At 61.3% G+C, this 12,949-nt stretch carries 13 protein-coding genes; all 13 read right to left on the bottom strand.

The window, feature by feature from the left end; all coding sequences use genetic code 11:
• Positions 1-357 precede the first annotated feature (357 nt).
• Positions 358-1,746 carry a dihydrolipoyl dehydrogenase gene (gene lpdA, locus HTT03_RS06780; protein ID WP_174859121.1) on the bottom strand — a complete coding sequence of 463 codons (1,389 nt, stop codon included), beginning with the start codon at positions 1,744-1,746 and terminating at the stop codon, positions 358-360.
• Positions 1,747-1,840: 94 nt separating this feature from the next.
• On the bottom strand, positions 1,841-2,236 hold the full coding sequence (locus tag HTT03_RS06785; protein ID WP_174859122.1) for an MAPEG family protein: 396 nt from the start codon (positions 2,234-2,236) through the stop codon (positions 1,841-1,843).
• Positions 2,233-2,496 (bottom strand): hypothetical protein, encoded by a 264-nt coding sequence (locus HTT03_RS06790; RefSeq protein WP_174859123.1) that lies wholly within the window; start codon positions 2,494-2,496, stop codon positions 2,233-2,235. The genes HTT03_RS06785 and HTT03_RS06790 overlap by 4 nt, the downstream gene beginning before the upstream one ends.
• An 11-nt stretch (positions 2,497-2,507) precedes the next feature.
• Entirely contained in the window at positions 2,508-2,891 is a 384-nt protein-coding gene (locus HTT03_RS06795; RefSeq protein ID WP_174859124.1) for an MAPEG family protein, read from the bottom strand.
• Between the two features lie 80 nt (positions 2,892-2,971).
• Positions 2,972-4,561: a 2-oxoglutarate dehydrogenase complex dihydrolipoyllysine-residue succinyltransferase gene (gene odhB, locus HTT03_RS06800; RefSeq protein ID WP_174859125.1), complete on the bottom strand. Its 1,590-nt coding sequence runs from the start codon at positions 4,559-4,561 to the stop codon at positions 2,972-2,974.
• A gap of 3 nt (positions 4,562-4,564) precedes the next feature.
• Positions 4,565-7,525, bottom strand: coding sequence for a 2-oxoglutarate dehydrogenase E1 component (locus tag HTT03_RS06805; protein WP_174859126.1), 2,961 nt, complete (start codon positions 7,523-7,525; stop codon positions 4,565-4,567).
• A gap of 60 nt (positions 7,526-7,585) precedes the next feature.
• On the bottom strand, positions 7,586-8,071 hold the full coding sequence (locus HTT03_RS06810; RefSeq protein ID WP_174859127.1) for a DUF805 domain-containing protein: 486 nt from the start codon (positions 8,069-8,071) through the stop codon (positions 7,586-7,588).
• A gap of 111 nt (positions 8,072-8,182) precedes the next feature.
• The gene (sucD, locus tag HTT03_RS06815; protein WP_093743293.1) at positions 8,183-9,070 is read right to left on the bottom strand and encodes a succinate--CoA ligase subunit alpha; all 888 of its coding nucleotides are present in this window, start codon (positions 9,068-9,070) and stop codon (positions 8,183-8,185) included.
• A 51-nt stretch (positions 9,071-9,121) separates the two neighbouring features.
• The gene (locus tag HTT03_RS06820) at positions 9,122-9,808 is read right to left on the bottom strand and encodes a hypothetical protein (RefSeq protein ID WP_174859128.1); all 687 of its coding nucleotides are present in this window, start codon (positions 9,806-9,808) and stop codon (positions 9,122-9,124) included.
• A 67-nt stretch (positions 9,809-9,875) separates the two neighbouring features.
• Positions 9,876-10,169: a hypothetical protein gene (locus HTT03_RS06825; protein WP_174859129.1), complete on the bottom strand. Its 294-nt coding sequence runs from the start codon at positions 10,167-10,169 to the stop codon at positions 9,876-9,878.
• Positions 10,170-10,283: 114 nt separating this feature from the next.
• On the bottom strand, positions 10,284-11,477 hold the full coding sequence (sucC, locus tag HTT03_RS06830) for an ADP-forming succinate--CoA ligase subunit beta (protein WP_174859130.1): 1,194 nt from the start codon (positions 11,475-11,477) through the stop codon (positions 10,284-10,286).
• 224 nt (positions 11,478-11,701) lie between these two features.
• Positions 11,702-12,733: a MaoC family dehydratase gene (locus HTT03_RS06835; RefSeq protein ID WP_174859131.1), complete on the bottom strand. Its 1,032-nt coding sequence runs from the start codon at positions 12,731-12,733 to the stop codon at positions 11,702-11,704.
• Positions 12,733-12,936: a DUF1737 domain-containing protein gene (locus HTT03_RS06840; protein ID WP_174859132.1), complete on the bottom strand. Its 204-nt coding sequence runs from the start codon at positions 12,934-12,936 to the stop codon at positions 12,733-12,735. The genes HTT03_RS06835 and HTT03_RS06840 overlap by 1 nt, the downstream gene beginning before the upstream one ends.
• Between the last annotated feature and the right edge of the window lie 13 nt (positions 12,937-12,949).

Genomic DNA, 12,949 nt, shown 5'->3' on the forward strand with positions numbered 1-12,949 from the left:
ATGCCTTCGGGATGACCCGCCCCCCCCTGGGCGCCGCCTTTCAGCACCACCCCGCGAGCCGGCGCTGCCCCGCGCGTTCTATCGGCACGGCAGTTGACCGCTGAAGCCATTGCTCCGCGGATCAAAAAATTACGTATCTGGGAAGCTGCTAATGTGGCGGCGCCGCCGTAGGGTGGTGGAAAAGACAGGCGTCACCCTGCATGTCTCTACGTATCGACATGACCCCTGAAGGGCCTCGTCTTCCGTGAATGTCGCGACGGGGGAGGTTGTAGGACGGGGGTCTTAAAACCCCCTGACCCAAACGTACGCAGCATGCGCAACGCGAAAGGGGCGGACCTTTGGCCCGCCCCGCATCGCTTACATATGGATCGCACCGTCGCCGCAGGCCAGTGCGGCTTCGCGCACGGCTTCGGAATAGGTCGGGTGCGCGTGGCAGGTCATGGCGAGATCCTGCGCCGAGGCGCCGAATTCCATCGCGACGCAGACTTCGTGGATCAGGTCGCCCGCGCCGGGGCCGATGATGTGACAGCCGAGGATACGGTCGGTTTCCTTGTCAGCGATCAGTTTGACGAAACCGTCCCCGGCAAAGACCGCCTTGGCCCGCGCGTTGCCCATGAAGGAAAACTTGCCGACCTTATATTCCCGGCCCGCTTCCTTAAGCGTCGCCTCGGTCTCGCCTACGCTGGCAACCTCCGGGTGGGTGTAGATTACGCCGGGGATCACGCCGTAGTTCACATGGCCATGCTTGCCCGCGATCACCTCGGCGGCGGCCATGCCTTCATCCTCGGCCTTATGCGCCAGCATCGGACCTTCGATCACGTCACCGATGGCGTAGACGCCTTTGACAGAGGTTTCCCACTGCTCGTTCACGGCGATCTGGCCGCGTTCGGTCAGTTTCACGCCAAGGCTGTCGAGCCCCAGCCCGTTGACCACCGGCTTGCGGCCTGTGGAGACCAGCACGACATCGGCGTCCAATTCATGCTCGCTGTCGTCCTTGCGCAGCTTGTACGCAACCTTGGCCTTTTGATTGTTCACCTCAGTCTTTTGCACCGCAGCGCCCATGATGAAGTTGAACCCCTGCTTTTTCAGCATCCGCTGGAAGGTCTTTTGCACCTCAGGGTCCATGCCGGGGGTGATCTTGTCGAGGTATTCGACCACGGTGATCTCGGTCCCCAGACGCGCGTAAACGCTGCCCAGTTCCAAGCCGATGACACCTGCGCCGATCACGACCATCTTTTTCGGGATCTTGCCCAGTTCCAGCGCACCGGTGGAGGTCACCACCACCTTCTCATCAACCTCAACGCCGGGGAGGGCGGCAGGTTCGGAGCCGCTGGCAATGATGATATTCTTGGCCTCATGGACCTCATCGCCGACCTTCACCTTGCCCGCTTCCGGGATCGACCCCCAGCCCTTGAGCCAGTCGATCTTGTTCTTTTTGAACAGGAATTCGATGCCCTTGGTGTTGGTCTCGATGGTCTTGTCCTTATAGGTCAGCATCTGTTTCCAGTCGACCGACGGGCTTTTTCCCTTCAAACCCATCTCGCCAAAGTTATGCTCGGCTTCATGCAGCATATGCGTCGCATGCAGCAGTGCTTTGGAGGGGATACAGCCGACGTTGAGGCAGGTGCCGCCCAATGTCTCGCGGCCCTCCACACAGGCGGTTTTCAGGCCCAGTTGCGCGCAACGGATGGCGGCAACATAGCCGCCGGGGCCGGAGCCGATCACGATGACATCATAGCTCGACATGGGGGGTCTCCTTAGCAGTCGGGTGGTGCAGGCAAGGTAGGCGGCGCGGGTTTGAGGTGCAAGCGCCGCTGCCTGCGGGTGTTGGGGGAAAGGGTTAAACGAGGGCCGCCAGCAGCATCAGCATGGTCGCGGCAAAACCGACGATCCAAATGAGCGAGCGATGCGGGCGCAGGCCCATCGCATAGGCGGGAACATAAAGGATGCGGGCGATGAGATAGACCCAAGCGCAGGCGGCGGTGAACGCGGTGTTCTGAGCCGACATCTGCACCACGCCCACGGCGATACCGAACAGGATCAGCCCTTCGAAATGGTTGTCCAACGCGCGGCCCAGACGGGCGGTGCGGTCCGATAGGCCACGGCTCGGCTCACGGTCGCGGGCGGACATGGTATAGCCGGGGCCAAGCTCGCGGTTGGCCGGCACGGCGTAGATCACGAATTGCAGCCCTTGCAACAGCGCGGCGAGTGTCAGGACGGTGAGTTCAGCGCTCATGCGGATTTCACGAAATAGGCGGTGGAACGGGTCACGGTGCCCTTGTCATCGCTGCTGAGCGCATCGGAGCGGGTCAGCCATTCGTCCGCCTTTTTGCGGTCGTTGACGTCGAGCAGAACGGAGGCTTTAGTGTCGCTGTCAGCGTGTTTCCAAATTTGCAGCACCGAAAGCCCCGCGTTGCGCCGAGCCTCGGCATCGGCGTCGAATGCGTCTTTCCAAGCGGTGAAGTCGGTGACGTCGAAGTGGCAGATCATCTGCATGGGAATGCCTTTCAGAGCGCGTGGAAATAGAGAACGGCGGTGGCGGCATAGCCTGCGAGCCACGCCACTGTGCGGATCGTCGGCACGCCGAGCGCATAGACGATGAGGTAAATGATCCGTGCCAGCAGGAAGACCTGCGCGGCCAAGAGCGTGGCGCTGTTGTTGCGGCCCAGCAGTTCGATCAGCAACACGGCGGGCGCGAAGAGCGCCAATGCAACCACGGAGTTATCGAGCGCGCGGCCCAGACGGGCGGTCATCCCGGTGGTCGTGCGCGTCTCATCGCGCGAGGACATGAGGTAGCCCATCGAGAGCTGCCGGGTCGCGCCCAGCACTTGCAACAGGATCGTCAGCATGACCAAGAGGCCATAGGCGGCGAGGAGGGTTGTTTCTGACATGATCTGGCCCTTTCACTGTGGGGAAAATGCCCCATCGCTTAGCAGGTAGATAGGGCGGGGGTTGCCCCCCGCCCATCTTATCACAGATCCATCAACAAACGACGCGGATCTTCGAGCATCTCTTTGACGCGCACAAGGAACGTTACCGCCCCCTTACCGTCGATGATCCGGTGGTCATAGCTGAGCGAGATATACATCATCGGACGGATGACGACTTCGCCATTGATCGCCATTGGACGGTCCTGAATTTTCGCCATGCCGAGGATGCCGGACTGCGGCGGGTTCAGGATCGGCGCGGTCATCAGCGAGCCGTAGACGCCGCCGTTGGAGATGGTGAAGGTGCCGCCGGTCATGTCGGCCATGGTCAGTTTGCCGTCACGGGCCTTTTTGCCCATGGTGTTCACGGCCTTCTCGATCTCGGCAAAGGACATCGAATCTGCGTCTTTGATCACTGGCACCACAAGGCCCGTGGGCGTGCCAGCGGCGACACCCATGTGAACGTAGTTCTTGTAGATGATGTCGGTGCCGTCGATCTCGGCGTTGACCTCGGGGATCTCTTTCAGCGCGTGGCAGCAGGCTTTGGTAAAGAAGGACATGAAGCCCATGCGGACGCCGTGTTTCTTTTCAAAATCAGACTTATAGGCGTTCCGCAGCGCCATGATCTCAGTCATGTCCACCTCATTAAAGGTGGTCAGGATCGCGGCGGTGTTTTGGGCCTCTTTCAAACGGCGCGCCATGGTCTGCTTCAGACGGGTCATCTTGACGCGCTCTTCGCGGGAGGCGTCATCAGGGGCAGAGGCAGCACGAGGGGCGGCGGGTTTGGCCTCCGTTTTGGGGGCTGAGGTGCCAGCGGCCACGGCCTTGGCCACGTCTTCCTTCATCACGCGACCGTCACGGCCGGAACCTGTGACCTGATCGCGGCTGATGCCTGCTTCGGCCATGGCTTTCTTGGCGGAAGGCGCGTCTTCAACGTCTTTGCCAGAGGTGTCTGCGGCTTTGGTTTCAGGCGCGGCACCTGCACCGGATTTGGCGTCTTCGCCTTTAGGGGCGGCGGCGCCAGACCCGGAGGTCAGAACGGCCAGTGTGGCGGAGGCTTCGACTGTGCTGCCTTCCTCGGCGAGGATTTCGGCCAGCACGCCAGCGGACGGCGCGGGGACCTCGACGCTGACCTTGTCAGTCTCCAACTCACAGAGCATCTCGTCAGCTTCAACGGTGTCACCGACTTTTTTGAACCATGTGCTCACGGTCGCTTCGGTCACGGATTCACCCAAGGTAGGCACTTTGACCTCTGTGGTTTCACCCGTACGGGCGGCCACATCGGCGGAGCCTGCGTCGATCGACTTGGGCGCATCGCCGCCCCGGTCAGATTGGGACACGGCGGACTCATCTTCGGCGGCTTCTTTGGCTTTGGGGGCCGCATCATTGCCGCTGTCGCCTTCGCTGACATTGGCCAGCAGCGCGTCAACGCCGACGGTTTCGCCTTCTTGCGCGACGATCTCGCTCAGGGTGCCCGCAACAGGGGAGGGCACTTCGACAGTGACCTTATCGGTCTCCAACTCGCAGAGCATTTCATCCACCGCGACGGTATCACCCGGCTTTTTGAACCATGTGGCAACGGTGGCTTCGGTGACAGATTCGCCCAGCGTTGGGACGCGTACTTCGCTTGTCATGGTTTACTTTCCTTTGATGGTCAGCGCCTCGTCAACGAGGGCGGCTTGTTGTGCTTTGTGCTGGCTGGCCAGACCTGTGGCAGGCGAGGCAGAGGTGGAGCGGCCGACATAGGTCGGGCGGCCATGTTTGGCGTCGATCCGGCCCAAGACCCATTCGATGTTGGGCTCGATAAAGGACCAAGCCCCTTGGTTTTTGGGTTCTTCTTGGCACCAGATCATCTCGGCCCCTTTGAAGCGTTCCAATTCCTTCACGGCGGACTGCGCGGGGAAGGGGTAGAACTGCTCAAACCGCAGGAGGTAGATGTCGTCGATGCCGCGGGCGTCGCGCTCTTCGAGCAGGTCGTAATAAACTTTGCCCGAACACATCACCACGCGTTTGATCTTGTCATCGGCCACCAGTTTGGTGTCCGAATTGCCCTTTTGCGCGTCATCCCAGAGCACCCGGTGGAAGCTGGAACCGGTGGTGAAGTCCTCGGCCTTGTTCACCGCGAGCTTGTGACGCAACAGCGACTTCGGGGTCATCAGCATCAGGGGCTTGCGGTAGCTGCGGTGCAGCTGGCGGCGCAGGATGTGGAAATAGTTCGCGGGCGTGGTGCAGTTCGCCACGATCCAGTTGTCGCCGCCACACATGGTGAGGAACCGCTCCAGACGGGCAGAGGAGTGCTCCGGCCCCTGTCCCTCATAGCCGTGCGGCATCAGGCAAACGAGGCCCGACATGCGCAGCCACTTGCTTTCGCCCGACGAGATGAACTGGTCAAACATGATCTGCGCACCGTTGGCGAAGTCACCGAACTGCGCTTCCCAAAGCGTAAGCGCATTGGGCTCGGCCAGAGAGTAGCCGTATTCAAACCCCAGCACCGCATATTCGCTGAGCATGGAGTCGATGACTTCATACTCCGCCTGACCCTCGCGGATGTGGTTCAGCGGATAGTAGCGCTCTTCGTTCTCTTGGTTGATGAAGGCCGAATGCCGCTGGCTGAAGGTGCCGCGCGTGCTGTCTTGGCCCGACAGGCGAACCTTGTAACCCTCGGTCTGGAGTGAGCCAAAGGCCAGCGCCTCGGCGGTGGCCCAGTCAAAGCCCTCACCGCTGTCGAACATCTGTTTCTTGGCTTCCAGCAGACGGCCGATGGTCTTGTGCAGCGGGAACCCCTCGGGCGCGGTGGTGAGCGCTCGGCCGATTTCAGCCATGGTTTCCGGGGCAATGGCGGTTTTGCCGCGCTGGTAGGACTTGTTCTTCTTGTCCATGCCGGACCATTTGCCATCCAACCAGTCGGCCTTGTTGGGGCGGTATTCTTTGCCCGCCTCAAACTCATCGTTCAAATGCTTTTGGAAGGCGGCCTTCATGTCCTCGATCTCGCCCTCGGGGATCAGGCCATCTTTGACCAAACGTTCGGTGTAGAGGCTGAGCGTGGTTTTTTGCTTCTTGATGCTCTTGTACATCACCGGGTTGGTGAACATCGGCTCGTCGCCTTCGTTGTGACCAAAGCGGCGGTAGCAGAAGATGTCGATCACCACATCCTTGTGGAACTTCTGGCGGAATTCGGTCGCGACGCGGGCGGCATGAACCACGGCCTCAGGGTCATCACCATTGACGTGGAAGATCGGCGCCTCGACAACCAGCGCGTTGTCGGTGGGATAGGGCGAAGAGCGCGAGAAATGCGGCGCGGTGGTGAAGCCGATCTGGTTGTTCACCACGATATGCATGGTGCCCCCGGTCTTGTGACCCTTAAGCCCCGACAGCGCGAAACATTCGGCCACAACGCCTTGGCCCGCAAAGGCGGCATCGCCGTGCAGCAGGATCGGCATCACGGCGGTGCGATCGGTGTCGTTAAGCTGGTCCTGCTTTGCGCGGACCTTGCCCAGCACCACCGGGTTGACCGCTTCGAGGTGGCTGGGGTTGGCGGTCAGCGACAGGTGTACCTCATTGCCATCGAACTCACGGTCGGACGACGCGCCGAGGTGGTATTTCACATCGCCAGAGCCATCCACGTCATCAGGCTTAAAGCTGCCGCCTTGGAATTCGTTAAAGATTGCCCGGTAGGGCTTTTGCATTACATTGGCGAGCACCGACAGGCGGCCCCGGTGGGGCATGCCGATCACGATGTCTTTCACGCCCAACTGGCCGCCGCGCTTGATGATCTGCTCCATCGCGGGAACAAGGCTTTCGCCACCATCAAGACCAAACCGCTTGGTGCCCATGTATTTGACGTGCAAGAACTTCTCAAAGCCCTCGGCCTCGACCAGCTTGCTCAGGATCGCCTTGCGGCCTTCCTTGGTAAAGGCGATTTCTTTGCCATAGCCCTCAATGCGCTCCTTCAACCAAGCCGACTGCTTGGGGTCAGAAATATGCATGTATTGCAGTGCGAAAGTGCCGCAGTAGGTGGAGCGCACGATGTCGACGATCTGCTTCATGGTGGCCACTTCGAGGCCGAGCACATTGTCGATGAAGATCGGGCGGTCCATGTCGGCGTCGGTGAAACCGTAGGACTTGGGGTCAAGCTCAGGTTGTTCGCCCATGTCGCGCATGCCCAACGGGTCGAGATGCGCGGCCAGATGGCCCCGGATACGGTAGGCGCGGATCAGCATCAGCGCACGGATACTGTCGAGCACGGCGGCGCGGATTTGATCGTCGGAGACCGGCACGCCTTTCTCTTCGGCTTTCTTCTTGATCTTGTCGCCTGCCGCTGCGGCCTCGGCCGGTTCGGGCCAGACGCCGGTCAGCGCGCCCATCACATCACTCGCGGGGGCGGGGGGCCAGTCAGGGCGCGCCCAAGAGGGGCCAGCGGCCTCAGCCTGCGCGGTCTCGGCGTCATCGCCCATCGCTGCAAAGAAGTCCTGCCACGCCGCGTCGACCGCATTGGGGTCTTGGGCATAACGGGCATACATGGCCTCAAGATATTCCGCGTTATCGCCTTCCATAAAGGAGGACGCGTGGAACTGGTCGTTGGCGGGATGGTCGGTCATTTGGGCACCTTTGTTCGGCGGGGCAGACGGGTCGGCGTCAGAATCAGGATAGGTCTATAGTCAGGCCGCAGGCGGAGGGCCATAGGCATTGGGCGCGGGGTCAGAGGGGCGGGTCAGCCACCAAAGGAAGACCAGCGAAACAACGAGTTGGATCAGGCCAAGAACGGCAAAAAACGCCATGCCGCCCATGTTCCCCATCATCGCATCCATGTTCTCCATCTGGGCCGTAGGGTCGCTGCCCATCATCGCGTCAGGATCGGGCATGGCGGGGGTGAAAAAGCCCATCAACAGGCTAAGGGCTGCGGGAATGACAATATACCAGCCGGGCCTGCCAGTGTCTTGCAAGCGGCGCGCACCGGCGGCGACCATCGGCACGATCACGGCAAGGGTAAAGACAAGGTTCAGCGGCCACCAGATCAGCGAAGTCACAATGCCGCCGATCACTACGGCCAGAAAAAACCACCAATATTCAGAGCGCGAGGCGCGGCCTTGAAAGCGGGCGTATTTCTCTGTCAGGCAGGTTTTGATCGAAGTTTGAAAATCCATCGTGCCCTCCTTGGTCGGCTGATCTGCCGCGTCATCTGTGGTCGTCTACCGCGGAGGATAGCCCTCCGCGGCAAATTTCAAAGGGGCAGGCGCGGGGCCAACCCCAAGGGCTTAACCCTTGTCGATCGCTTCTTTGACCGCTTCGCCCAGTGTCGCGGGGCTGTCGGCCACAACGATCCCGGCGGCTTTCATCGCTTCGATCTTGCTCTCCGCGTCGCCTTTGCCACCGGCGACAATCGCGCCTGCATGGCCCATGCGGCGGCCAGGAGGGGCCGTGCGACCAGCGATGAAGCCAGCGGTGGGCTTCCAGCGGCCTTTCTTCTTCTCATCGGCGAGGAACTGCGCCGCTTCCTCTTCGGCGGATCCGCCGATTTCACCGATCATGATGATGGACTGTGTCTCGTCATCGGCTAGGAACATTTCCAAAACGTCAATGTGCTCGGTCCCTTTGATCGGGTCGCCACCGATGCCGACAGCGGAGGACTGGCCAAGGCCCATGTCGGTGGTCTGCTTGACCGCCTCATAGGTCAGCGTGCCGGAGCGGGACACAACGCCGACGGAGCCGCGACGGTGGATGTGGCCCGGCATGATGCCGATTTTGCAGGCGTCGGGCGTGATGACGCCGGGGCAGTTCGGGCCGATCAGGCGCGATTTGGAGCCTTCGAGCGCGCGGGCAACGCGGGCCATGTCGAGCACCGGGATGCCTTCGGTGATGCAGACGATCAGTTCCATCTCGGCGTCGATCGCCTCAAGGATCGAATCTGCCGCGAAGGGGGGCGGCACGTAGATCACCGACGCGTTCGCCTCGGTCACATGTTTGGCTTCGTGGACGGAGTTGAACACCGGCAGGTCCAGATGCGTCTGACCGCCTTTGCCGGGGGTTACGCCGCCGACCATCTTGGTGCCATAGGCAATGGCCTGTTCGGTGTGGAACGTCCCCTGCGAGCCGGTCAGACCCTGACAGATGACTTTGGTGTTTTCGTTGACTAGTACGGCCATGATTTCTTCCTTGGTCGGTGATATTTGATCCCGGGTTTGGCCCCGGGGGCGTCAGGCGCGTTGCGCCCGGTTGGTAGGATGCGCTGCGTCCGGCGGCGCGCCGGGCCACAGCAGGATGGCGGCGAGGAACATGACCGGGATGCCAAGCTCCCCGATCTCCTCGACGACGAAAGCAGTGCGTTCGGCATCAGCGGAAATCTCGACCCCGAGGGGCGCGAGTTTGCGCGCGATGCCGTCGAGCAGTTTGTAAGCGACGGTGAAGCCGATCCCGAGCAGGACCGCCCCGGCCCAAGCCCGCCCGCGTAAAAGTGCGGTCATGAAGGGCCGGGTGTGACGCCAAAGCATGAGCAGGATCGCGGTAACGATCAGCGCAAGGATCAGCCCCGCGATCAGCCGTTCGCCCAGCGGGACATTATCGCCGGTATATTGCCGCGCCTTGAACAGGCCACGGGTAAAGAGGGACTTATCAAGGTCCAACTCACGCCCCGCCATCACAGCCAGCACCAACAGTAGATACCAGACCCGCAAGATGGCACTGCGCAGAGTCCACACCAGTGCTGCGATGCACAGCAGGTAGCCCAGAACCGAGAGACTTTCGTAAAAGCCGCCTTCGGCCAGCAGAGTGGTCTGCGTGGCAGCGGGCAGGGCGTTCACGATTCCCATCTGCACTGCGAAGAAGGCGAGCAAACCCAGAAGCAGCGCCCAGCCCATGCGCCGAGAAGCGAAGACCCGCGTCATAGGCCCCCCTTTCGCGGGGCGCTGTCGCGCTTGGCCGCTGGGGTGGTATGGAGCGAGAGGCGGGACATCAGTAGAGCGCCTCGTCCTGATCGACCAGCAGGTCCAAAAGCCGCAGGGCGAGCAGACCGCCGCCCATGATCATCAGGCTGCGCCCGATGGAACCGGTGAGGTTCGAGGGCAGCAGCATCGCCAACCCGTCCCGCGATTTGCGTGCCGCGCGGCGTAGGCCACGGTCCCGGCGGTGCTTGTTTTCGGGCTCGGGCAGACGCAGAGCGTCCGGCTGCCATTGGCGGATCAACAGCCCCGCGCCCAGAAGGGCGATCCCCGCGAGAACGGGAGAGGATTTGGGAGATTGATCCATGCTGACCTCGTTGCATCCTTGGCTTGCTGCAGCGTCGCTTTTGCCCCTGCCGCAAGGCGGCAAAGACGGTGGCAGGCCACCCCCGACGTGGGTCGGAAGTGGCCGGGGAGGGGCTTATCCCTTCACCGCTTTCACGATTTTCTGCGCGCCATCTTTCAGGTCGTCTGCGGCAATCACATCCAAACCGGAGTTGTTGATGATCGCTTTGCCTTCTTCGACGTTGGTGCCTTCAAGGCGCACAACCAGCGGCACTTTCAGACCGACTTCTTTCACCGCGGCGACAACGCCTTCGGCGATGACGTCGCAACGCATGATGCCGCCGAAGATGTTGACCAAGATGCCTTTGACGTTCTCATCGGAGGTGATGATTTTGAAGGCTTCGGTCACTTTCTCTTTGGTCGCACCGCCGCCCACGTCGAGGAAGTTGGCAGGCTCGGCCCCGTAGAGCTTGATGATGTCCATCGTTGCCATAGCAAGGCCCGCGCCGTTCACCATACAGCCGATCTCACCGTCGAGCGCGATGTAGTTCAGGTCGTATTTGGAGGCTTCGAGTTCCTTGGAGTCTTCCTCGGTCTCGTCGCGCAGCTCGGCGATGTCGGGCTGGCGGTACATGGCGTTGCCGTCGAAGCCGACTTTGGCATCCAGCACCTTCAACTCATTGCCGGGCATGACGATCAGCGGGTTGATCTCCAGCATCTCCATGTCCTTCTCGACGAAGGCTTTATAGAGCTGACCCATCAACTTGACGCACTGCTTGACCGCAGCGCCTTCGAGCCCCAGCGAGAAGGCAACGCGGCGGCCGTGGTAGGGCTGGTAGCCGGTGGCCGGATCGACGGAGAAGCTTAGGATCTTTTCAGGTGTCGCTTCCGCGACCTCTTCGATGTCCATGCCGCCTTCGGTGGAGCAGACAAAGGAGATGCGGCTGGTCTGGCGGTCAACGAGCAGGGCGAGGTACAACTCACGCTCAATGTCGGAGCCGTCTTCGATGTAGATGCGGTTGACCTGTTTGCCGGCTGGGCCGGTCTGGTGTGTGACCAGTGTCTTGCCCAGCATTTTTTTCGCTTCTTCAGCGGCTTCTTCCACGGATTTGGCGAGGCGTACGCCGCCCTTTTCGCCCGCGCCGGCCTCTTTGAAGCTGCCTTTGCCGCGACCACCTGCGTGGATCTGGGCTTTGACCACCCAAAGCGGGCCGTCCATTTCGCCCGCTGCGTTCTTGGCGTCTTCGGCTTTGAGCACGACACGGCCGTCGGAGACAGGGGCGCCATAGCTGCGCAGGAGGGCTTTCGCCTGATATTCGTGGATGTTCATGAAAAACGGTCCCGTTTCTGTTCCAGTTGCCCCGTAGTATGGGGGTGACTCTCGTTCCTGTAAGGGTTTTTGCGAAGAAAGTCAGCTTTGGCCAGCTAAAAATGGCTTTTGTGATCACACGTTGAAAGCGTGTGATCACATATTAACGAAACAATACCGAATCGGCTGATTTTTGCTTAAAATTGGGAGGATGCGCGGCCCGGCGGGGGTGCCGGACCGGCGCCTTAGCGTGGCATGAGCGCCCAGTAGTCGAGGTCAAGCAAAACCTCGGGACGGTATTTTCCGGCCTCATCGCGCAGCTCAAAGGGTGCGCCGCCTTTGGTTGCCACCAAGCGCAGCCGAATGGCACCCACACCGGGGGCGGCGGTGTCGGCCTTGTCGAGCACTTCGGACCATGCGCGGATCGTGTCGCCTGCCAAACAGGGATTGGCGTGAGCGCCGCCGTTCAGGCCCGCGATCATCTGTGCATTGGCCAGCCCGTTGAACGACAGGGCGCGGGCCATAGAGATGACATGACCGCCGTAGATCAGCCGCGTGCCATCGGGGCGGGCGGCGGTGTCGAAATGCACTTTGGCTGTGTTCTGCCACAGGCGGGTGGCCATCATGTGCTCGGCTTCTTCGATGGTGACGCCGTCGACATGGTCGATCTTTTCCCCGACGTCGTAATCGCCCCAACGGTGCGGCTCCCCGGCGAGGGTGAAGTCGTAGTTGGTGAAGTTCAAGCCTTGGGGGATGTGCAACTGATCGGCACTGAGAGCAGCAGGCAGGTCTGGGACGGTGGTCTCGGGGGCAGGGGCGTCCACGTCGCCTTTGCGCACCATGACCCAGCGAACATAGTCCAGAACCGGCGTGTCATCCTGATTTAGCCCAGTGGTGCGGACCCAGACGACGCCGGTTTTGCCGTTGGAGTTCTGCTTAAGGCCGATCACTTCGCTTTCCGCCCGCAACGTGTCGCCCGGCCAGACCGGGGCAAGCCAGCGGCCTTGGGCATAGCCGAGGTTGGCCACTGCGTTCAGCGAGACATCCGGCACGGTTTTGCCAAAGACGATGTGAAAGGCGATCAGATCGTCGAGCGGGCTGGCGCTCAGCCCACAGGACTGGGCGAAACTGTCCGAGGAATAGAGCGCGTGGCGGGTTGGGTAGAGCGCATGGTAGAGAGCGCGTTCGCCTGCGCCGACGGTGCGCGGGACGGCGTGTTGCAGCTTGTCGCCCAGCCGGTAGTCCTCGAAAAAGCGGCCTTGGTTGGTCTTGCTCATCACTGTTCGCCCAATTTGATGTCCGGCGTATAGGTGCCGGGCGCGTCTTTCACGACGGCTTGGCCGCAGCGCATAACGCCGGCCTTGTGGTCCCATGTCTGGGTCGGGGTGCCGTAAAGCTCCCAGCCCTTGTTCAGCGCGTCGGTGACCTTGTGGCAAAAGGCGGAAGTGTCCTCTTCGGACAGGAAACGGTAAACTTTCATAACAAGCTCCGGG

This window comes from Sulfitobacter maritimus, from assembly GCF_013346665.1.
GTDB lineage: Bacteria > Pseudomonadota > Alphaproteobacteria > Rhodobacterales > Rhodobacteraceae > Sulfitobacter > Sulfitobacter maritimus.

Coding starts and splice junctions, on each gene's coding strand:
- lpdA (WP_174859121.1), bottom strand. CDS start 1,746: ATGTCGAGCTATGATGTCATCGTGATCGGCTCCGGCCCCGGCGGCTAT.
- HTT03_RS06785 (WP_174859122.1), bottom strand. CDS start 2,236: ATGAGCGCTGAACTCACCGTCCTGACACTCGCCGCGCTGTTGCAAGGG.
- HTT03_RS06790 (WP_174859123.1), bottom strand. CDS start 2,496: ATGCAGATGATCTGCCACTTCGACGTCACCGACTTCACCGCTTGGAAA.
- HTT03_RS06795 (WP_174859124.1), bottom strand. CDS start 2,891: ATGTCAGAAACAACCCTCCTCGCCGCCTATGGCCTCTTGGTCATGCTG.
- odhB (WP_174859125.1), bottom strand. CDS start 4,561: ATGACAAGCGAAGTACGCGTCCCAACGCTGGGCGAATCTGTCACCGAA.
- HTT03_RS06805 (WP_174859126.1), bottom strand. CDS start 7,525: ATGACCGACCATCCCGCCAACGACCAGTTCCACGCGTCCTCCTTTATG.
- HTT03_RS06810 (WP_174859127.1), bottom strand. CDS start 8,071: ATGGATTTTCAAACTTCGATCAAAACCTGCCTGACAGAGAAATACGCC.
- sucD (WP_093743293.1), bottom strand. CDS start 9,070: ATGGCCGTACTAGTCAACGAAAACACCAAAGTCATCTGTCAGGGTCTG.
- HTT03_RS06820 (WP_174859128.1), bottom strand. CDS start 9,808: ATGACGCGGGTCTTCGCTTCTCGGCGCATGGGCTGGGCGCTGCTTCTG.
- HTT03_RS06825 (WP_174859129.1), bottom strand. CDS start 10,169: ATGGATCAATCTCCCAAATCCTCTCCCGTTCTCGCGGGGATCGCCCTT.
- sucC (WP_174859130.1), bottom strand. CDS start 11,477: ATGAACATCCACGAATATCAGGCGAAAGCCCTCCTGCGCAGCTATGGC.
- HTT03_RS06835 (WP_174859131.1), bottom strand. CDS start 12,733: ATGAGCAAGACCAACCAAGGCCGCTTTTTCGAGGACTACCGGCTGGGC.
- HTT03_RS06840 (WP_174859132.1), bottom strand. CDS start 12,936: ATGAAAGTTTACCGTTTCCTGTCCGAAGAGGACACTTCCGCCTTTTGC.